This is a genomic window from Burkholderia sp. IT-111MI5 (assembly GCF_949752865.1).
In the GTDB taxonomy this organism is placed as follows: Bacteria; Pseudomonadota; Gammaproteobacteria; order Burkholderiales; family Burkholderiaceae; genus Burkholderia; species Burkholderia pyrrocinia_C.
This window is the reverse complement of the sequence record NZ_CATKIF010000011.1, coordinates 1301698-1320416: the sequence shown is the minus strand read 5'-3', so window position 1 is coordinate 1320416 and position 18719 is coordinate 1301698. Positions and strand designations below refer to the sequence as shown.

15 protein-coding genes and 2 pseudogenes are annotated in these 18719 nt (G+C 67.3%); 11 read left to right on the top strand and 6 right to left on the bottom strand.

From position 1 onward, the window contains the following. Nucleotides 1–44: 44 nt before the first annotated feature. Nucleotides 45–443 (bottom strand): annotated as a pseudogene (locus ACM6JT_RS14220) (LysR substrate-binding domain-containing protein); the annotation flags it as partial. An 8-nt stretch (nt 444–451) separates the two neighbouring features. Then, nucleotides 452–1471: a zinc-dependent alcohol dehydrogenase family protein gene (locus ACM6JT_RS14215; RefSeq protein ID WP_407971654.1), complete on the bottom strand. Its 1020-nt coding sequence runs from the start codon at nt 1469–1471 to the stop codon at nt 452–454. A 127-nt stretch (nt 1472–1598) separates the two neighbouring features. On the opposite strand from ACM6JT_RS14215, the gene ACM6JT_RS14210 reads away from it, so the two are divergent. Together ACM6JT_RS14210 and ACM6JT_RS14205 are read left to right on the top strand one after the other, a co-directional pair. Next, a complete protein-coding gene (locus ACM6JT_RS14210; RefSeq protein WP_217588857.1) occupies nt 1599–2510 on the top strand; it encodes a LysR family transcriptional regulator in 912 nt (303 codons plus the stop codon). A 252-nt stretch (nt 2511–2762) separates the two neighbouring features. Continuing rightward, a pseudogene (locus tag ACM6JT_RS14205) lies at nt 2763–2966 on the top strand (EamA family transporter); the annotation flags it as partial. Nucleotides 2967–3022: 56 nt separating this feature from the next. Here ACM6JT_RS14205 and ACM6JT_RS14200 read toward each other — a convergent pair. From ACM6JT_RS14200 to ACM6JT_RS14190, 3 genes are all read right to left on the bottom strand, one after another. Beyond that, nucleotides 3023–3769: a lysozyme inhibitor LprI family protein gene (locus tag ACM6JT_RS14200; RefSeq protein WP_414856697.1), complete on the bottom strand. Its 747-nt coding sequence runs from the start codon at nt 3767–3769 to the stop codon at nt 3023–3025. A gap of 177 nt (nt 3770–3946) precedes the next feature. Beyond that, complete coding sequence (locus tag ACM6JT_RS14195; protein WP_034182029.1) at nt 3947–4150, bottom strand: hypothetical protein; 204 nt, start codon at nt 4148–4150, stop codon at nt 3947–3949. After that, complete coding sequence (locus ACM6JT_RS14190; RefSeq protein ID WP_081938493.1) at nt 4147–4611, bottom strand: hypothetical protein; 465 nt, start codon at nt 4609–4611, stop codon at nt 4147–4149. Before ACM6JT_RS14190 ends, ACM6JT_RS14195 begins: the two co-directional genes overlap by 4 nt. Nucleotides 4612–5115: 504 nt before the next feature. On the opposite strand from ACM6JT_RS14190, the gene ACM6JT_RS14185 reads away from it, so the two are divergent. The 6 genes from ACM6JT_RS14185 (at nt 5116) to ACM6JT_RS14160 (ending at nt 11266) form a co-directional block, all read left to right on the top strand. After that, nucleotides 5116–5835 (top strand): SDR family oxidoreductase, encoded by a 720-nt coding sequence (locus tag ACM6JT_RS14185; protein WP_175746653.1) that lies wholly within the window; start codon nt 5116–5118, stop codon nt 5833–5835. Nucleotides 5836–5982: 147 nt separating this feature from the next. Next, on the top strand, nt 5983–7941 hold the full coding sequence (locus ACM6JT_RS14180; RefSeq protein ID WP_105389743.1) for an arylsulfatase: 1959 nt from the start codon (nt 5983–5985) through the stop codon (nt 7939–7941). A 99-nt stretch (nt 7942–8040) separates the two neighbouring features. Next, on the top strand, nt 8041–9096 hold the full coding sequence (locus ACM6JT_RS14175) for a formylglycine-generating enzyme family protein (RefSeq protein WP_414856696.1): 1056 nt from the start codon (nt 8041–8043) through the stop codon (nt 9094–9096). An 8-nt stretch (nt 9097–9104) separates the two neighbouring features. Then, nucleotides 9105–9905 carry a MetQ/NlpA family lipoprotein gene (locus tag ACM6JT_RS14170; RefSeq protein WP_414856744.1) on the top strand — a complete coding sequence of 267 codons (801 nt, stop codon included), beginning with the start codon at nt 9105–9107 and terminating at the stop codon, nt 9903–9905. Next, a complete protein-coding gene (locus ACM6JT_RS14165) occupies nt 9899–10873 on the top strand; it encodes a flagellin N-methylase (RefSeq protein WP_414856695.1) in 975 nt (324 codons plus the stop codon). Before ACM6JT_RS14170 ends, ACM6JT_RS14165 begins: the two co-directional genes overlap by 7 nt. 66 nt (nt 10874–10939) lie before the next feature. Continuing rightward, nucleotides 10940–11266, top strand: a complete 327-nt coding sequence (locus tag ACM6JT_RS14160; protein ID WP_034182033.1) for an antibiotic biosynthesis monooxygenase family protein — start codon at nt 10940–10942, stop codon at nt 11264–11266. A 72-nt stretch (nt 11267–11338) separates the two neighbouring features. Here the strand turns inward: ACM6JT_RS14160 and ACM6JT_RS14155 are convergent, their stop codons facing one another. Next, a complete protein-coding gene (locus tag ACM6JT_RS14155) occupies nt 11339–12271 on the bottom strand; it encodes a LysR family transcriptional regulator (RefSeq protein WP_034182220.1) in 933 nt (310 codons plus the stop codon). Nucleotides 12272–12476: 205 nt separating this feature from the next. Here ACM6JT_RS14155 and ACM6JT_RS14150 point away from each other — a divergent pair, with 205 nt between their 5' ends. From ACM6JT_RS14150 to ACM6JT_RS14140, 3 genes are all read left to right on the top strand, one after another. After that, nucleotides 12477–13250 carry a putative hydro-lyase gene (locus tag ACM6JT_RS14150; protein ID WP_105389741.1) on the top strand — a complete coding sequence of 258 codons (774 nt, stop codon included), beginning with the start codon at nt 12477–12479 and terminating at the stop codon, nt 13248–13250. 70 nt (nt 13251–13320) lie between these two features. Continuing rightward, nucleotides 13321–14619: an MFS transporter gene (locus ACM6JT_RS14145; RefSeq protein WP_407971652.1), complete on the top strand. Its 1299-nt coding sequence runs from the start codon at nt 13321–13323 to the stop codon at nt 14617–14619. 121 nt (nt 14620–14740) lie between these two features. Further along, entirely contained in the window at nt 14741–18379 is a 3639-nt protein-coding gene (locus tag ACM6JT_RS14140; RefSeq protein ID WP_414856694.1) for a hydantoinase B/oxoprolinase family protein, read from the top strand. Nucleotides 18380–18719 lie beyond the last annotated feature (340 nt).

Here is an 18719-nt window from a genome sequence, read left to right as displayed (position 1 = left end):
CGGGCCGCGGCAGGTCGCGCAATCGGCCGTTGCGGCGCTGGCCGTCAGATCAGCAGCGAAACCGTCCTGAACATCGCAAGATCCTCCTTGCGCGCAGATCGCGCATGCTTGCGGATTACTTGCAGCAAACAGTCGATGAAGCAGCGCGCGGCGTCGCTCAGCGTGCTGCTGCGGCGTGTGACGATCCCGAGGTCGTGCGGCTCGAACGTCTCCTTCAGTTGCAACGGTCGCATCCGTTCGCCGAACGGTGGCACGGCCGCGAGAATCGTCGGGCACCACGTGCACATGTCGGCCTGCTCGAGCATCGTCTGCAACATCGCGACCGACTGCGCCCGCACGATGCGCCGTTCGTCGATCCGTGCGCCGTGGCGCGTGAACAGGTAGTCGACGAGCGCGGCCTGCCCGTCGGCCGCTAAATTCAGCACCCAGTCGTGGTCGAGCAGGCCGGCCATCACGACGCGACGCGAATCACGACCTTGCCGAAATGCTGCCCCGACTGCAGGTACGCATACGCTTGCGGCGCCTCGTCGAAGCCGAACACGCGATCGACTACCGGCTTGATCCGCTTCGCATCGACGAACCGCGCGACGTCGTCGAGCATCGCGCGGCTGCCGACCATGATCCCGTGCAATTGCCGAATGCCGCCGATCAGCGAAAGCAGCCCGAGTTCGGGGCCGCCGAAGCCGCTGACGCCGCCGATCACCGACACGACGCCGCCCAGCTTGGTCGCGGCGACCGAGCGCGGCAGCGTGTCGTGTCCGCCGACTTCCAGGACGAGATCCGCGCCCGCGCCGCCGGTGAGCCGCAGCACTTCGTGCTCCCACTCGGGCGTCGCGCGATAGTTGATCGTTGCGTCCGCACCGAGTGCGCGGGCGCGTTCGAGCTTCGCGTCGCTCGACGACGTGACGATCGTGCGCAACCCAGCCGCGTGCGCAAGCTGCAGCGCGACGATCGAGACGCCGCCCGTGCCGAGCAGCACGACGGTCGAGCCAGGCCCCGCGCCGCCGTCGGCGAACAGCGCATTCCACGCGGTGATGCCCGCGCACGACAGCGTCGCCGCTTCGTCGTAGTCGAGATGCGCGGGGATCGCGACCAGCGCTGCTTCGTCGGACACGAAGTGCTCGGCCAGCACGCCGTCGAATTGCGCGCCGGGCGAACCGGAAACTTTCTGCGGCGTGGGCGGCCCGTCGATCCAGCGCGGGAAATACGTGTTGATCACGCGATCGCCCGGCTTGAAGCGCGTGACGTCGCGGCCGGTTTCGACGACTTCGCCGGCGCCGTCGGCGACAGGAATCAGCGCGTCCTTGCCGATGCCGAGATAGTCGCCGCGCGCGAACATCAGGTCGCGGTAGTTCAGTCCTGCCGAGTGGATCTTCACGACGACGTCGGTCGGCCCGACGGGCCGGCGTGTCGCGTCGATGCGCCGGAGCCCGGCCGCGCCGTCGCCGGGTTTGACTTGCCATGCGTGCATGTCGACTCCTTTTTCGAGATAGGTCGAACTATCATAGTGTTGCGCACGGGGACGCATTGGCGAGAATTCGGCCACTGACTGTCGCCGTCATGGACACAAACCTGTCATCCAACCGGAGCGGAATCGTATGGACGAGCGTCTGAGAGGCGTCGCCGAATTCGTCGACGTCGTGGAGTCGGGCAGCTTCGCGGCGGCGGCGCTGCGCATCGGCGTCACGCGTTCGGCCGTCGCGAAGGTCGTCGCGCGGCTCGAACGCCGTCTCGGCGCGCGGCTGCTGCAGCGCACGACGCGCCAGCTCAGCCTGACCGACGAAGGGCTCGTCTATTACGAGCAGTGCCGGCGGCTGCTGGCCGATCTCGGCGAAACGGAGGCCGCGCTCGACGCGGGCCGGCGCGAGCCGTCGGGGCGGCTGCGCATCAGCGTACCCGTGCTGTTCGGGCGGCAATGCGTGGCACCCGTCATGCGGCGCCTCGTCGAGCGTCATCCGCGGCTCGAGATCGACGTGTCGTTCAGCGATCGCCTGGCCGACCTGATCAACGACGGTTTCGACGTCGCGGTGCGCATCGGCGAGCTTGCGGATACGAGCACGCTCGTCGGGCGGCGGCTTGGCGTACAGACGATGGGCATTTGCGCATCGCCCGCGTATCTCGAACGTCACGGCCGGCCGACGGGGCTCGACGAACTCGCGTCGCACGTCGGCATCGCGTATTCGCGCGGCGGGCAGCCGGCACCATGGCGGATCATCGGTGCGGACGGCGCGGTGCACGACCATCGCGCGGCCGGCCGCCTGCGGTTCGACGACCTGCAGGCGATCGCCGATGCGGCCGCTGCCGGCGCGGGCCTCGCGTGGCTGCCGTGCTGGCTGATGGCGCCTTACCTGCGCGACGGCCGCCTCGCGCTCGTGATGGACAGCAACAGCGTGTCGGGCGCCGAGGTGTTCGCGGTGCGGCCGTCGTCGCGCCACGTGCCGTCGAAGGTGCGTGTCGTCATCGATGCGTTGGTCGACGAGATTCCGCGGATGCTGGCGTCGGAAGACTGAGAGGCGCACGGCGCCGCGATTGCGACCTGAACCCGTCACGCATGATCGACTGACGCTGCGTGTGATCACCGCACAACGCCTATCCGGGGGCACGCTGTCATGAACAGGAAGCTGCAGGTCGTGATCGTCATCGGCATCGCGGTGACCGTGCTGAATGTCACTACCACCTGATCCGCCGATGATGCGCCGGCTCGCACACAGCCCCGGCGCGAGCGGGGCAGGTGCCCATCCGACGACGCAACGCGAGCGCGCATGACAGCGATCGATACTCCGATGACCGCGCGGCAACCCGGCTGGTTGCGAATCGCCCCCGCGCTGTTCCTGCTGCTGTGGGCCAGCGGCTTCGTGTTCCTGAAGCTCGGCTTGCGTTATGCCGATCCGCTTACCTCTCTCGCGCTGCACTATGCGTGCGTCGTCGCGTTGCTCGCCGGCCCGTTCCTGTGGCTGCGCCTCGCCTCGCGTTGCCGCTGTCGATCGTGTGACAACGGCCTGCCGACGTGCGGTTTAGACGATCATTCAAATTCGAAGCCCTTGTTCGGAGCGTGCGCTTCGTCGATATACGTGCCTTGAAAATCGACGTCACTGCCGTGGCCGAGCACTTTCCCGCATTGACCGCGCTGCTTGACCTCCATCTGCGCGCCGTGAATGGCGAAATCGAGCTGGCAGCCGTCGGAGCCAACGTGGAATGCCTTGCCGTCGGCCCGTACAACTGCATCGGCCTTGTATTCTCGTCCGCTGTTTTCACCGTTCCATGATGATGCGTCGAATGTCAGCCGTGCTGCATCGGCATACGGGTTGACAAGAATCGTGATCATTCCGCCGCGCTTGCGTGGGAGCGGCTTGGACGAAATCTCGATGAGCGTCCAGGTTTGCGACCAATGGAAGTCGTTGATGTCGAGCACGGTTTCGGGATCCGGCACGGAAAGCTGCTGCAGCCGCCGGAGATAACTAGTGCGCAGGCAGTCGACGTCATGTCCGCAGGCATCCCGTTGGATTCGCCAGCCGCGCTGATAGTTCTTCAATTCATTGAGGCCGGAGTCACCGCGCCCCCTGTCGATGCGTTGCGGCGCGAGCGACCACGCGATCGCAAGCTGATCATCGAGTTTCGACAACTCGGGGACGGCACATATCGTTTGCTCCGCCGGGTGTTTAGCCAGATGGCAATTGAAGGAGGCAGCGTGTACCGCCCCGGCGATCCAGAAGGAAGCTGCCAGAAGTGCAGTGCGGACCAGCATCCTGAGAGCAAGCGTTGTCTTCATGTCGAATTCGATGAGGAAGAATGACGTGCGTTGTTTTCGCGTATCGAAGATATTCCGGCAAGGATCATGATACTTGGCGACGCACAAGTGCCGTGGTGGTGGACACGCCGGAGTCGTGTGCGTGATCCATACGGATGAAGAAAAGCCCGCGCATAGCGGGCATTTCTGCGCGAGCGACTAACGCTTGCGTCGTCGCGGATCGATACCGTTTTGTTCGAGTAGCTTGCGCAGGCGCGTGTTATCGATCCACAGCGAAGCGAACGCAGTCAACATCATCAAGATCGGAAACCATTCGCCGGTCGCGCTGATGATCGTCCAGCCTACGGCCGTGAATATCAACGCCGTAACGATGAGAAGCAATCGATCTGCGATCCACTTCATCGCACACCCCGGATCGCCGTGTTCGCCTTCAAACCGAGATAGCTATGCGGGCCCGGTACAAGCACTTCAGGATGGCGCAGGATTTGAGCCATAACCAAAGGATGAACTGCGAGTCCGTAGCGTGTGCCCCATTGAGCGACCGCCAAAGACATATTGTTTCCGTGCTTGCCGACTCCGCATGCCAGTGCGGTATCGGTTGCGACCATCAAGCTACCAATAACCGCGCCCAGGTAGATGCTGCCAAGAATCGAACTGCCGATGGTGACCACTTCCAACTTCGTTGTTGCGCTAATCAGTTCCCCGACCGTTGCATCTGCACCTAACGTCTTTAAGACACCCATCATTGCGGCTACGCTTGCGACGGACGTTTGCAGTGTTGCGAAAAGTGTCGTTGGAACGGGCATATGCAACGCGGTCATGTTTGCTTGGAAGGCTTCGAAAAAACTCGGGCATTTCGACATCTGGTCTTTCTCCGGATCGGTCGTGAAATTCTTACATACGCCCTGCTCCGGCTTACCCGACAACTCTATCAGGTTGTCGAGCAGATCGATCGAGTTTAGATCGGCGTGCGCTCGTCGAGCACAGACTTCTTTTCTTTTTTTGCTTCCCTCAAGTGTTCAGGGTAGCGACGATGTCGATATGCCGGCCAGTCGCCTAAACTCCCCCGAGTGTTGTGATCCGAATAATTTCGCAGCCCTTCTTTACCGTCTTAGGACTTTTCCTAACGTTTCCGTACCAAGTATGGCGAGGGTATGGGGAGCGTCGTACTGGCCGCTCGACGGTCCGCGCGCAATGCCGGCCGCGGCGGGGCGGGCCGGTTGACCGACGGGCATGTGACGTAGACGAATCGAAGGTGACGACCGTACGCGTTTTGCGCCGCTGCGGCACAATCGAGCGGAGCACGTGCGCGCCAGGCGACCATGCACGTGCCGCGCCGTTCCGGACTCGTCGCCGAAGGGACACACATGTCATCCCGCACCTATCTCGTCACCGGCGCGTCACGCGGCATCGGCCTCGCGATCAGCGCAACACTTGCGCAGCGCGGCCATCGCGTCATCGGCCTCGCGCGGCATGCGCAGGGCATCGACTTCCCCGGCGAATTGCTCGCATGCGATCTTGCCGACATCGAACAGACGGCGGCAACCCTTGCGCACATCAGCGAGCGGCACGACGTCGACGGCATCGTCAACAACGCCGGTATCGTGTTGCCGCAACCGCTCGGGCAGATCGATTTCGGGTCGCTGCAGGCCGTGTTCGATCTGAACGTGCGGGCCGCGATCCAGGTCACTCAGCACTTCGCGGACGCGATGAAGGCGCGCGGCCACGGGCGCATCGTCAACATATGCAGCCGCGCGATTTTCGGCAGCCTCGATCGCACCGCCTATTCGGCCGCGAAAAACGCGCTCGTCGGCTGCACGCGGACGTGGGCGCTCGAACTTGCCGAGCATGGCGTGACCGTCAATGCAGTTGCGCCGGGCCCGATCGAGACCGAACTGTTCCGCCAGACGCGGCCGGTCGGAAGCGAAGCCGAGCGCAAGGTGCTCGCGACGATCCCCGCGCGCCGGCTCGGTACGCCCGACGACGTGGCGGCCGCGATCGCGTTCTTCCTGTCCGACGAAGCCGGTTTCGTCACGGGGCAGGTGCTGGCCGTGGACGGCGGCGGCAGCCTCGGCGGGCGCAGCTGACGCATCGCGGCGCGGGTCGCGAAAAACGACCTGCATCGGGCCCGCATCGCATATTCCCGCACCCCGTTAGCATGTGACGAATCCGACTTTGGGCGCCGCGTGCGCGACGCTAAGATCGCCGATCCCGTAGATCGAGCGTTCACGCTAATGAAAAAGTCCGCGTCGCCGTTGCATGCTTTCCGTTTCCGTGTCGTCTGCGCCGCGATCGCCGGCGCGTTGTCGCTCGCATCGTGCGGCGGCGTCGACAGCGATTCGCCGCCTCCGCCGGCTAATACAACACCGCCGCAGGCCGCGAAACGCCCGAACATCCTGTACATCATGGCCGACGATCTCGGCTATTCCGACATCCATGCATTCGGCGGCGAGATCAACACGCCGAACCTCGATGCGCTCGTCGCATCGGGCCGCATCCTGTCGAACCATCACACCGGCACCGTCTGCGCGATCACGCGTGCGATGCTGGTGTCCGGCACCGATCACCATCTCGTCGGCGAAGGCACGATGGGCGTGCCGACCGACGAGCGGCGCGGGCTGCCCGGCTACGAGGGCTACCTGAACGACCGCGCGCTGTCGTTCGCACAACTGCTGAAGGACGCCGGCTACCACACGTATATCGCGGGCAAGTGGCACATCGGCTCGGGGATCGTCGGCAGTGCGACGGGCAGCGGGCAGACGCCCGACCAGTGGGGCTTCGAGCGCAGCTACGTGCTGCTCGGCGGTGCGGCGACCAACCACTTCGCGCACGAGCCGGCAGGCTCGTCGAACTACACGGAGGACGGCCGCTACGTGCAGCCTGGCCAGCCCGGGCAGCCTGGCGGCACGGGCGGCAGCCCGGCCGTGTTCTATTCGACCGATTTCTATACGCAGAAGCTGATCTCGTACATCGATTCGAACCAGCGCGACGGCAAGCCGTTCTTCGCGTACGCGGCGTACACGTCGCCGCACTGGCCGCTGCAGGTGCCCGAACCGTGGCTGCACAAGTACGCGGGCGTCTATGACGCCGGCTACGACGCGATCCGCAACGCGCGGATCGCGCGGCAGAAAGCGCTCGGCCTGATTCCCGCCGACTTCAAGCCGTTCGACGGCGTGCCTGAAACGACGGCGGCGTCGCCCGCGACCGCGAACAACGGCACCGCGAGCGCGAAATACATCAGCGCGGTGCATTCGGCCGCGGACGGCTACAGCGACTACGGCACCGGCAAGGTCGACAAGCTGTGGTCGAGCCTGTCGCCGGCCGAGCGCCGTGCGCAGGCGCGCTACATGGAGATCTACGCGGGGATGGTCGAGAACCTCGACTACAACATCGGCCTGCTGATCCAGCACCTGAAGGACATCGGCGAATACGACAACACGTTCATCATGTTCCAGTCGGACAACGGCGCGGAAGGCTGGCCGATCGATTCCGGCGCGGACCCGACGGCGACCGATACCGCGAACGCGCAGGAGCCGACCTATTCGGCGCTCGGCACCGACAACGGCAAGCAGAACGCGCAACGCCTGCAGTACGGGCTGCGCTGGGCCGAAGTGAGCGCGTCGCCGTTCCGGCACACGAAGGGCTACTCGGCCGAAGGCGGCGTATCGACGCCGACGATCGTGCGCCTGCCCGGCCAGTCGCAGCAACTGCCGACGTTGCGCGCGTTCACGCATGTGACCGACAACACGGCGACCTTCCTCGCGGTCGCGGGCGTCACGCCGCCGTCGCAGCCGGCGCCGCCGCTCGTCAACACGCTGACGGGCGTCGACCAGAACAAGGGCAAGGTGATCTACAACAACCGCTACGTGTATCCGGTTACGGGCCAGTCGCTGCTGCCGGTGCTCACCGGCTCGGCGACGGGCGAGGTGCATACGGCGCCGTTCGGCGACGAAGCGTACGGCCGCGCGTACCTGCGCAGCGCCGACGGCCGCTGGAAGGCGCTGTGGACCGAGCCGCCGCTCGGGCCGCTCGACGGTCATTGGCAGCTTTACGACCTCGCGTCGGATCGCGGCGAGACGACCGACGTGTCGGCGCAGAACCCGTCGGTGATCGGCACGCTCGTCGACCAGTGGAAGACCTACATGAGCAACGTCGGCGGCGTCGAGCCGCTGCGTCCGCGTGGATATTACTGAGCGCCCCCAGACCTGTCGCTTCGCTCCAGGCCTCACGAGGAATTTCCTTCGGGGCGGAAAACCTGGAGCGGGCGGGCGTTTTCTTGAAAGGACGACACGATGCGGTTTCGGTTCCGGTTCTGGGCGATCGGCACGGCGCTCGTCGCCACACTGTTCGCCACTGCATTCGCGGCGGGCTATGCGAATCCCGTAGCGCCGGCGGGCGGTGCATTCGACGACGCGAATCGCGGCCGCGCGCTCGCGCCGCTCGGCTCGGAGCGGCAGTGCGAGCGCTACTCGGGGCTGCCGGCAAAGTGGCGCGACGACCCGAAGGCCGGGATGGTGCATCTGCGCGGCGGCGCGTTCGTGTTCGGCAGCACGCGCGGTTATGCGGATGAGCGTCCGCTCGGTGATGGCCGCACGCGCGTCGGCGGTTTCTGGATCGACCAGACCGACGTGACGATCGCGCAGTTCGCCGCCTTCGTGCAGGCGACCGGCTACGTGACCGAGGCCGAGCAGCAGGGCGGCGCGGCGGTGTTCAACGTGCCGACGCGCGACGAGATGAATGCGCGCGACCTCGCATGGTGGTCGTGGGTGAAGGGGGCGTCGTGGCGTCATCCGCGCGGGCCCGGCAGCGGCGTCGACGGGCTCGGCAACCTGCCCGTCACGCTCGTCACGCAGCGCGATGCGCTGGCCTATGCGCGCTGGCTCGGCCGCGATCTGCCGACCGAGGCCGAATGGGAATACGCGGGCAAGGCCGGCCGCGACGATGCGTCGCTCGATGCGGCGCCGCGCGATGCGCAGGGCAAGCCGGCCGCGAACTACTGGCAGGGCGCGTTCCCGGTGCTCGATACGGCCGAGGACGGTCACGCGGGTCTCGCGCCCGTCGGTTGTTATGCGGCGAACGGCTTTCGCCTCTACGACATGATCGGCAATGCCTGGGAATGGACGAAGGACGCGTACGCGGGCCCGCACCAGCCGCACGCCAACGGCGACACGGCGGCCGTCGCACCGCCGACGCGCCGGCACGATACGCCGATGGTCATCAAGGGCGGGTCGTTCCTGTGTTCGCGCGATTACTGCGTGCGCTATCGCGCGTCGTCGCGCGAACAGCAGGAAGCCGATCTCGGCGCATCGCACATCGGCTTTCGCACGATCCTGAGGGATGCATCGTGAGGAACGGCATCGTGCGATTCGTTTCCGTATGGCTGCTGGCCGCGTGCGGTGTCGTCCATCAGGGATCGGCCGTCGCGGCCGAATCGGCGGCGCCGGCCGTGCGCGTCGGCGTGACGCGCGGCGTGCATGCGCAGATCCTGGACGAAGTGAAGCGGGTCGCCGCTGCACGCGGGTTGGGCGTCGACGTCGTCGAATTCGACGACGCGTCGCGCATCGACGCGGCGCTCGCCGACGGCCGGATCGACGCGGCCAGCTTCGAGGATGCGCAACAGCTTGCCGCGACGCGCGCGCGGAAACGCTACGCGCTGACCGAAGTCGCGCCGACCGTCACGCTGCCGATGGCGCTTTATTCGCGCAAGCTGAAAAACCTGAACGAACTGCAGCCCGGCGCGACGGTCGCGATTCCCGCCGATCCGCGCGGGATGGCGCGCGCGCTCGTGCTGCTGCAGAACGACACGCTGGTGACGCTGCGCGAGCAGGCCGGCCTGCATGCGACGCTGCGCGACGTGACCGGCAACCGGCTCGGGCTGAAATTCGTCGCGCTGCGCCGCGACCGTCTTTACGCTGCGCTCGACACGGCTGCATTCGTTGCAATCGACAGCGACGATGCCGCACGCGTCGGGCTGCAGCCAGCACGCGACAGCATCAGCCTCGAAGATGCGCGTTCGCCGTACGCGAACGTGCTGACGGTGCGCAACGCCGATCGCGCGAAACCATGGGTCGCGCAGCTCGTCGCCGCATATCACTCGGACGACGTCGCGCGCTTCATCCTCACGCGTTACCAGGATTCGGTGCGGCGGCCGTGGTAGACACGTACCTGCTCGCGTGCAATGCATGCGGACGCTGCTGCAACAGCGCGCCGACGCTGTCGCTGCGCGAACTGTTCCGGCATCGGCACCGCTTCGTCGGCGCGCTGACGATCCGTCGCGTGCCGAAGCGGCGAATCGGCGAACGCTGGCGTGCGGGCGGGCGCGAGCATGCGTTCGACGCGGACGATGTTGCGGCATCCGAAGTGCTGGCGGAGCGGTTGTTCCATCGCATCGGCGGCGAGAATGGCGAATGGGTCGTGCTGACGCTGCAGGGTTACGACTATCCGTCGCTCGGCCGCTGCGCGGCGCTTGCCGACGACGGCCACTGCAGCGTGCATGCGGAGAAGCCGTCGATCTGCGGCGCGGTGCCGCTCGATCCGATGCTGCCGGACCGGTTGCAGTCTCGCGTGCTCGCTGCGCGTCGAGACGAAACGGCATGGCTTGGCGCGAACTGCATTGTCGAGGTGGAGGGCGAGCAGCCTGCCGTCGAACCCTCGTTTCCGGTTCCGCTGGTGACGGCCGGACAGGTCGCGGATCGAGCGGCGCTCGATACGTATCGCGACGCACTCGCGTTCGAGCGTGCGGTGTGGCGCGATGCCGTGTTCACGTCGCTGGTCGGTGGCGGGCAGCACGTACGCGATGCGTTGTCGCGGGTCGCGCCGGGCGGCTACCTGACCGTGTCGATCGTGCCCGTCCTGCTGGCCGTCGCGCCGGTCTCCGCGCATTGCCGCGCGCGGTGCCTCGACTTCATCGACGCGCAACTCGCGTTGATCGGCGCGAACGTCGAAGCAGCGCTCGCGCGCCGGCGTGCCGACGACCGGCCCGCGACACGCGAGTTGCGCGGCTTCGCACAGGCGCTCGAACGTGCACGGCATGCGCTTGCTGCGATGCCGGCGCCCGCGGCCGGAGCGCGTGAAGACGCGCCACGCATCGACGCGTGGCTCGACGCCGATCCGCTCGCCGCGTAACGATCGCGGCGCCGCCGCGCGTGCCTTACACTTGGCGCTCTTTCAATCGTTTCCGACGGAGCGGGCATGTACGCGTCGACCTTCATTTTTCGTGCCGGGCAATACGATGACGAATTCCACCGGCTCGACCGGCAGATCGCCGACATGGCGCGCGCGACGCCCGGCTATCTCGGCGAGGAGACGTGGGAGAACGCCGAAGCGGGGCTGATCCAGAACGTCTACTACTGGGAATCGGAAGCGGCGCTGCAGCAATTGATGCAGCATCCGGCGCACCTCGAAGCGAAGGCGAAGCAGGCGCGCTGGCTCGACGGCTATCGCGTCGTGATTTCGAAGGTGCTCCGCGAGTACGGCGACGGCAAGCTGACGCAGCCGCACGCGGGGCAGTCCGCGTGACTGTCTGTCTGATTCATTTCTTTCGTATTACGGATAAGTGAACAGAAACCGCACCCGCCGGTCCGCCTCAGGTCAAAGCGCCTCGACCAACCGCCGCGTACTCTTCTCGCAGTACTCATGACACGCAGCCCGCGCTGCAATCGACGCGCCGTGCACGAACCGCGGCGCATCCGCGCGCCGCGACATCGACACGACGATCGACGGCGGCGACGGCTGCAGCGGCAGCTCGACAACCTCACCACTCTCGATCAACGCATCCACGAACAGCACCGGAATCGCGGCGACGCCGAAGCCGTCGCGCACGAGCTGCACGATCACCGAGATCGACGGCGATCCGGTGATGCGCGTGTCCGACAGCGGCACGCCATGCGCATGCGCAAGCGTACGGACGATGTCTTCCAGCGCGCGGTGGGGCGCGGTGCCGCGCCCGTAAGTCAGGATCGGCTGGCGCAGCACCTGCCGCGCAAGGCCCGTGCGCGTGTTCGGCAGCAGCCCCGCGCGCGCGATCCAGCGCACCGGATAGTTCGCTAGCGCGTCGCAGACGACCGACGTCTCGTCGCTGCCCTCGACGCGGATGATCAGGTCGAGCTCGCCGGCCATCAGCCGGCGCTGCAGCACGACGCTGACGTCGACGGTCAGGTCGATCTCGAGCTGCGGATAGTCGGCCGCGAGGCGGCGCATATAGTGCGGCAGCCAGCTATGTACGACCGTCTCGATCACACCGAGCCGCAGCTTGCCGCGCAGCGCGCTCTCGCCGGACGCGGCGGCCTGCAGCTCCTGCGTCGCCTCGACCACGGCTTTCGCATAGCCGAGCAGGTACTCGCCGTTCGGCGTGAGCCGGAATTCGCGGCTGTCGCGGTCGACGAGTACCGTCTGCAATTCGTCCTCGAGCGCCTTCAGGCGCTGCGAGATCGCGGCCGGCGTCGCGTGCAGCGCGGCGGCCGTCGTGCGGAAGTTGCGCAGCTTCGCGAGCGTGACGAAGGTTTCGAGAAAACGCGTGTTCATGGCGGTCGGCAAGGCATTGGGCGCGCAGCTTGCCCCGCTGAAAAAATGAACGGGACCGGGGAAAACCCGAAGATGCGTTAAGAAATTCTATACACGCAGCGCAAAAAAACTCGTTGGCGACAAAATTTTTTCTTTCCTATTCTTCGCCGTATCCGATGACGCGACACCGTCATCCCGACCACATCCCGATCTGCCATTGAATCTCATGACGCCTTCCGAATTTCGCCAGTCCGTGCGCCGCGGCGCGTTCCGAGGCCCGACCGCTGGCCATTGCGGCCCGTTCGCGCAAGCGAATCTCGCGATCCTGCCCGATGCGTATGCGCACGATTTCCTGCGCTTTTGTCAGGCGAACCCGAAAGCGTGCCCGCTGCTCGGCGTCGGCGAACCGGGCGCGTTCCGGATCGACGCGCTCGGCGAGGATCTCGACATCCGCACCGACGTGTCGAGCTACAACGTGTACCGCGACGGTCGCCTGACCGAACGCGTCGAGTCGCTGGAAGCGCTGTGGCGCGACGATTTCGTCGTATTCGCGATCGGCTGCTCGTTCTCGTTCGAGGAGATGCTCGCCCGTGAAGGGATCGGGCTGCGCCACGTCGAGGAGGGCCGCAACGTGCCGATGTACCGCACGTCGATTCCGAACCGCCGCGCAGGCATCTTCGGCGGCCGGCTCGTCGTGTCGATGCGGCCGATGCGCGGCGCCGATGCGATCCGCGCGGTGCAGATCACGAGCCGGTTCCCGGGCGTGCACGGCGCGCCGATCCATATCGGCCACCCGCAGGAACTGGGCATCGCGGATCTGAACGCACCCGAATTCGGCGACGCGGTGACGATCCGCGACGGCGAGCTGCCGGTGTTCTGGGCGTGCGGCGTGACGCCGCAAACCGCGCTGATGGACGCGAAGCTGCCGATCGCGATCGCGCATACGCCCGGCCACATGCTGATGACCGACATCACGAACGCGTCGCTGGCCGTGTTCTGATCCGGCCTCGCGGCGACGCACACACGACACACGCACACATTTGACGGCGCATAACGACAGGAGCACCACCATGGAAAGCAAGACCCTCGCGGCACCCGCCGCCGAGCCCGCGAGCCCCGAGCGCAGCGGCCTGTTCTCGTGGTACGCGTACGCGCAGCCGCGCGAGCGCCGCGCCTTCTGGAGCTGCAAGGTCGGCTACATGCTCGACGGGATGGACACGCAGATGCTGTCGTTCGTGATCCCGACGCTCGTCGCGACCTGGGGCATCTCGCTCGCGGATGCCGGCTTCATCGGCACGGTCACGCTGCTCGCATCGGCGCTCGGCGGCTGGATCGCCGGCATCCTGTCCGACCGGATCGGCCGCGTGCGCACGCTGCAGCTCACGGTGCTGTGGTTCGCGGTGTTCACCGCGCTGTGCGGGCTCGCGCAGAACTATCACCAGTTGCTCGCGGCGCGCGCGCTGATGGGCTTCGGCTTCGGCGGCGAATGGACGGCCGGCGCGGTGCTGATCGGCGAGGTGATCCGTGCGCGCGATCGCGGCAGGGCGGTCGGCCTGGTGCAGTCGGGCTGGGCGATCGGCTGGGGGCTGTGCGCGCTGCTGTATGCGCTGCTGTTCTCGGTGCTGCCGGCCGAGCAGGCGTGGCGCGCGCTGTTCCTCGTCGGGCTGGCGCCCGCGCTGCTGGTCGTCGCGATCCGCCGTTACGTGAAGGAGCCGGACGTCTACGAGAAGGAGAAGGCCGCGCAGGCGAAGGTGGCCGACGCGCCGCGCCTCACCGAGATCTTCGCGCCGAAGCTGATCACGACGACGCTGCGCGCGGCGCTGCTGACGACCGGTGCGCAGGGCGGCTACTACGCGATCACGACGTGGCTGCCGACCTTCCTGAAGACCGAGCGACACCTGACCGTGATGGGCACCGGCGGTTATCTCGCGATGATCATCTTCGGCTCGTGGGTCGGCTACCTGACGAGCGCATACCTGACCGACCGCCTCGGCCGCAAGCCGAACTTCATCCTGTTCGCGATCGGCTCGATGGTGATCGCGTTCGCGTACACGTCGCTGAACCTGACCAACGCGTCGATGCTGTGGCTCGGCTTCCCGCTCGGCTTCTTCGCATCGGGCATCTTCTCGGGGATGGGCGCGTTCCTCACCGAACTCTTCCCGACCCGCGTGCGCGGCTCGGGCCAGGGCTTCTGCTACAACGTGGGCCGCGCGATCGGCGCACTGTTCCCGTTCCTGATCGGCGCGCTGTCGAAGCAATACGGGCTCGGCACGAGCATCGGGATCTTCGCGGTCGCCGCATACGGCGTGGTGATCGTCGCCGCGCTGACGCTGCCCGAGACGCGCGGCCGCGAACTCGACGCCGCGTAAGCGGCAGCGGCCCGCGCGGCGCTTTCTCCCTTTTTCCCCTTTTTACCGGCACCACCACGCGGCGCGCGACGCGCGCCGTGCGGCGGCGCTCGTCCCGAGATTTCACGACGCATCGACCATCATGACCGACCGACACCTTTCTCCCGTTCCCTCCGACGCCGCACGCTGGCAATTCTGGATCGACCGCGGCGGCACATTCACCGACATCGTCGCGCGCCGGCCCGACGGCACGCTCGTCACGCACAAGCTGCTGTCGGAGAACCCCGAGCAGTACCGCGACGCGGCCGTGGCCGGCATCCGCCACCTGCTCGGCCTCGCCGACGGCGAGCCGATCACGCCCGAGCGCGTCGACATGGTGAAGATGGGCACGACGGTCGCGACCAACGCGCTGCTCGAACGCAAGGGCGAACGCACCGCACTCGCGACGACGCGCGGCTTTCGCGACGTGCTGCGCATCGCGTACCAGAACCGGCCTCGGCTGTTCGATCTCGACATCGTGCTGCCCGATGCGCTGTACGAGACCGTCGTCGAGATCGACGAGCGCATCGGTGCGCATGGCGACGTCGTCGTGCCGCTCGATGCACAGGATGCCGAAGCGTCGCTGCGCCGCGTGTTCGACTCGGGCGTGCGTGCGCTCGCGATCGTGCTGATCCACGGCTACCGCTACACCGCGCATGAACGCGCGCTCGCGGAGCTCGCGCGCCGCATCGGCTTCACGCAGGTATCGGTGTCGCACGAGGTGTCGCCGCTGATGAAGATGGTGTCGCGCGGCGATACGACCGTCGTCGACGCGTACCTGTCGCCGATCCTGCGCCGCTACGTCGAGCAGGTCGCGCACGAGATGCCGGGCGTGAACCTGCAGTTCATGCAGAGCAGCGGCGGGCTGACGCGCGCCGACGCGTTCCAGGGCAAGGACGCGATCCTGTCGGGTCCGGCCGGCGGCATCGTCGGGATGGTGCGCGCCGCGCGCGCGGCCGGCTTCGGCCAGGTGATCGGCTTCGACATGGGCGGCACGTCGACCGACGTGTCGCATTACAACGGCGAATTCGAGCGCGTGTTCGAGACGCAGGTGGCCGGCGTGCGGATGCGTGCACCGATGATGAGCATCCACACGGTCGCCGCGGGCGGCGGCTCGGTGCTCGGTTTCGACGGCGCGCGGCTGCGCGTCGGGCCCGAATCGGCCGGCGCGAACCCGGGGCCGGCCGCGTACCGGCGCGGCGGCCCGCTGACGGTGACCGACTGCAACGTGATGCTCGGCAAGATCCAGCCCGATCATTTCCCGCGCGTGTTCGGCCCGCATGCAAACGAGCCGCTCGACCGCGACGGCGTGGCTGCGAAGTTCGAAGCGCTCGCCGATGAAATCCATGCGGCGACGGGGCGGCGCGAGACGCCCGAGGCGCTCGCCGAAGGTTTTCTGGAAATCGCGATCGGCAGCATGGCGAACGCGATCAAGAAGATCTCCGTGCAGCGCGGCCACGACGTGTCGCGCTATGTGCTGACGACGTTCGGCGGCGCGGGCGGCCAGCACGCGTGCGGCGTGGCCGATGCGCTCGGGATGACGCAGGTGTTCGCGCATCCGCTCGCGGGCGTGCTGTCCGCATACGGGATGGGCTTGGCCGACCAGACCGCGATGCGCGAGCGCGCGGTCGAGGCCGTGCTGTCCGATGCATCGCTGCCGGCGCTGAACGCGGCGCTCGACCGGCTGGCCGACGAGGCCGTCGGTGCACTGCTCGAACAGGGCGTGCCGCCGGAGCGGATCGCGACCGAGCGGCGCGTGCACCTGCGCTACCAGGGCACCGATTCGGCGCTCGACGTGCCGGCCGGCAGCGTCGACGCGATGCAGCAGGCGTTCGAGGCCGCGTACCGGCAGCGCTACGCATTCCTGATGCCCGGTACGCCGCTCGTCGCCGAACTGGCGTCGGTCGAGGCGATCGGCCGCTCCGACGCGCCGGTGGACATCGCGCCGCTGGCCTCGCGCGGGGAAGGCGCTGCGCCGCGTGCCGATTCCGCCGTGCGCTTTTATTCCGGCGGCCAGTGGCACGACGCGTCGCTGTACGTGCGCGACACGCTGCTGGCCGGCGACGCGATCGACGGCCCGGCGATCGTCGCGGAAAAGAACGGCACGACCGTCGTCGAGCCCGGCTGGCGCGCGCGGATGACCGCGCAGGGCAATCTCGTGCTGACGCGCACGACGCCGCTGCCGACGCGCCGCTCGCTCGGCACCGATGCCGATCCGGTGCGGCTCGAGATCTTCAACAACCTGTTCATGTCGATCGCCGAGCAGATGGGGCTGCGGCTGCAGAACACCGCGTACTCGGTGAACATCAAGGAGCGGCTCGACTTCTCGTGCGCGATCTTCGACGGCGACGGCAACCTGATCGCGAACGCGCCGCACATGCCCGTGCACCTCGGCTCGATGGGCGAGAGCATCCGCACGGTGATCGAGCGCAACCGCGGCCGCATGCGCGACGGCGACGTGTTCATGCTGAACGACCCGTATCACGGCGGCACGCACCTGCCGGACGTGACGGTCATCACGCCGGTGTTCGCGGACGGCTCGGACGCGCCGCTGTTCTACGTCGGCTCGCGCGGCCACCACGCGGACATCGGCGGCACGACGCCGGGCTCGATGCCGCCCGATTCGACGCATATCGACGAGGAAGGCGTGCTGATCGACAACTGGCAGCTCGTGTCGGCCGGCGTGCTGCGCGACGCCGACACGCGCGCGCTGCTCGCATCGGGCCGCTACCCGGCGCGCAACGTCGAGCAGAACATGGCCGACCTGCGCGCGCAGGTCGCCGCGAACCAGAAGGGCGTCGACGAGTTGCGCCGGATGGTCGCGCAGTTCGGCCGCGACGTCGTGCTCGCGTTCATGGGGCACGTGCAGGACAACGCGGAAGAGGCGGTGCGGCGCGTGATCGGCGCGCTGCAGGACGGCGCGTACCGCTATCCGCTCGACAACGGCGCGGAGATTCGCGTCGCGATCCGCGTCGACCGCGCGGCGCGGTGCGCGGAGATCGATTTCACCGGCACGTCCGCGCAGCTCGACAACAACTTCAACGCGCCGAAGGCCGTCTGCATGGCCGCCGTGCTGTACGTGTTCCGCACGCTGGTCGGCGACGACATCCCGCTGAACGCCGGCTGCCTGAAGCCGCTCACGGTGATCGTGCCCGCGCGCTCGATGCTGAACCCCGAGTATCCGGCCGCGGTCGTGTCGGGCAACGTCGAGACGTCGTCGGCGATCACCAACGCGCTGTACGGCGCGCTCGGCTGCGTCGCGTCGAGCCAGGGGACGATGAATAACTTCACATTCGGTAACGATCGCTACCAGTACTACGAGACGATCGCGGGCGGCAGCGGCGCGGGCGACGGCTTCGCGGGCGTCGGCGCGGTGCAGACGCACATGACGAACTCGCGGCTCACCGATCCGGAGGTGCTCGAATGGCGCTACCCGGTGCGGCTCGATTCGCACCGGATCCGCGCCGGCTCGGGCGGCGGCGGGCGCTGGCGCGGCGGCGACGGCGCGGTGCGGCGGATCCGCTTCCTCGAGCCGATGACCGCGTCGATCCTGTCGAACAACCGGATCCACGCGCCGTTCGGCGCGGCGGGCGGCGCGGCCGGCGCGCTCGGCCGCAACACGATTGAGCGCGCGGACGGCACGGTCGAGGCGCTCGAGCATATCGGCCGCGCGCAGATGGCGCCGGGCGACGTGTTCGTCGTCGAAACGCCGGGCGGCGGCGGGTACGGCGCCGCGGGCTGAGCCGCGACCACGCGCGGCAGCGGCGACGGCGGGCGTTCGTGCGCAACGGCGGACGCTCGCCGCGTGTCTCGCGCACCGGTTGCGACGGCGGCCGTACCGGTTCCACCCGCGTTGTCGGTCCGCTGCCGGGATCCGATAAAACACGTCGTTTCTGCAGGCGTCGCGATATTGCAACCGACTGTGGAATAAAGCGGCGCATTCACACTCGAACAGAAACAAAATTGGCCGGATTTCGCGTTGCCGGAACATGATCCGACCCTGCCGCCGTGGTCCCGAAGGTTATCCGTCCCCATATTTTGCGATTTCCAGGAAACCCTTGCGGATAAAGGATCTCCGCCCA

Bases quoted from the DNA above. Each gene is read 5' to 3' on its own strand.
- ACM6JT_RS14215 (WP_407971654.1), bottom strand. From the start codon at position 1,471: ATGCACGCATGGCAAGTCAAACCCGGCGACGGCGCGGCCGGGCTCCGG.
- ACM6JT_RS14210 (WP_217588857.1), top strand. From the start codon at position 1,599: ATGGACGAGCGTCTGAGAGGCGTCGCCGAATTCGTCGACGTCGTGGAG.
- ACM6JT_RS14200 (WP_414856697.1), bottom strand. From the start codon at position 3,769: ATGAAGACAACGCTTGCTCTCAGGATGCTGGTCCGCACTGCACTTCTG.
- ACM6JT_RS14195 (WP_034182029.1), bottom strand. From the start codon at position 4,150: ATGAAGTGGATCGCAGATCGATTGCTTCTCATCGTTACGGCGTTGATA.
- ACM6JT_RS14190 (WP_081938493.1), bottom strand. From the start codon at position 4,611: ATGTCGAAATGCCCGAGTTTTTTCGAAGCCTTCCAAGCAAACATGACC.
- ACM6JT_RS14185 (WP_175746653.1), top strand. From the start codon at position 5,116: ATGTCATCCCGCACCTATCTCGTCACCGGCGCGTCACGCGGCATCGGC.
- ACM6JT_RS14180 (WP_105389743.1), top strand. From the start codon at position 5,983: ATGAAAAAGTCCGCGTCGCCGTTGCATGCTTTCCGTTTCCGTGTCGTC.
- ACM6JT_RS14175 (WP_414856696.1), top strand. From the start codon at position 8,041: ATGCGGTTTCGGTTCCGGTTCTGGGCGATCGGCACGGCGCTCGTCGCC.
- ACM6JT_RS14160 (WP_034182033.1), top strand. From the start codon at position 10,940: ATGTACGCGTCGACCTTCATTTTTCGTGCCGGGCAATACGATGACGAA.
- ACM6JT_RS14155 (WP_034182220.1), bottom strand. From the start codon at position 12,271: ATGAACACGCGTTTTCTCGAAACCTTCGTCACGCTCGCGAAGCTGCGC.
- ACM6JT_RS14150 (WP_105389741.1), top strand. From the start codon at position 12,477: ATGACGCCTTCCGAATTTCGCCAGTCCGTGCGCCGCGGCGCGTTCCGA.
- ACM6JT_RS14145 (WP_407971652.1), top strand. From the start codon at position 13,321: ATGGAAAGCAAGACCCTCGCGGCACCCGCCGCCGAGCCCGCGAGCCCC.
- ACM6JT_RS14140 (WP_414856694.1), top strand. From the start codon at position 14,741: ATGACCGACCGACACCTTTCTCCCGTTCCCTCCGACGCCGCACGCTGG.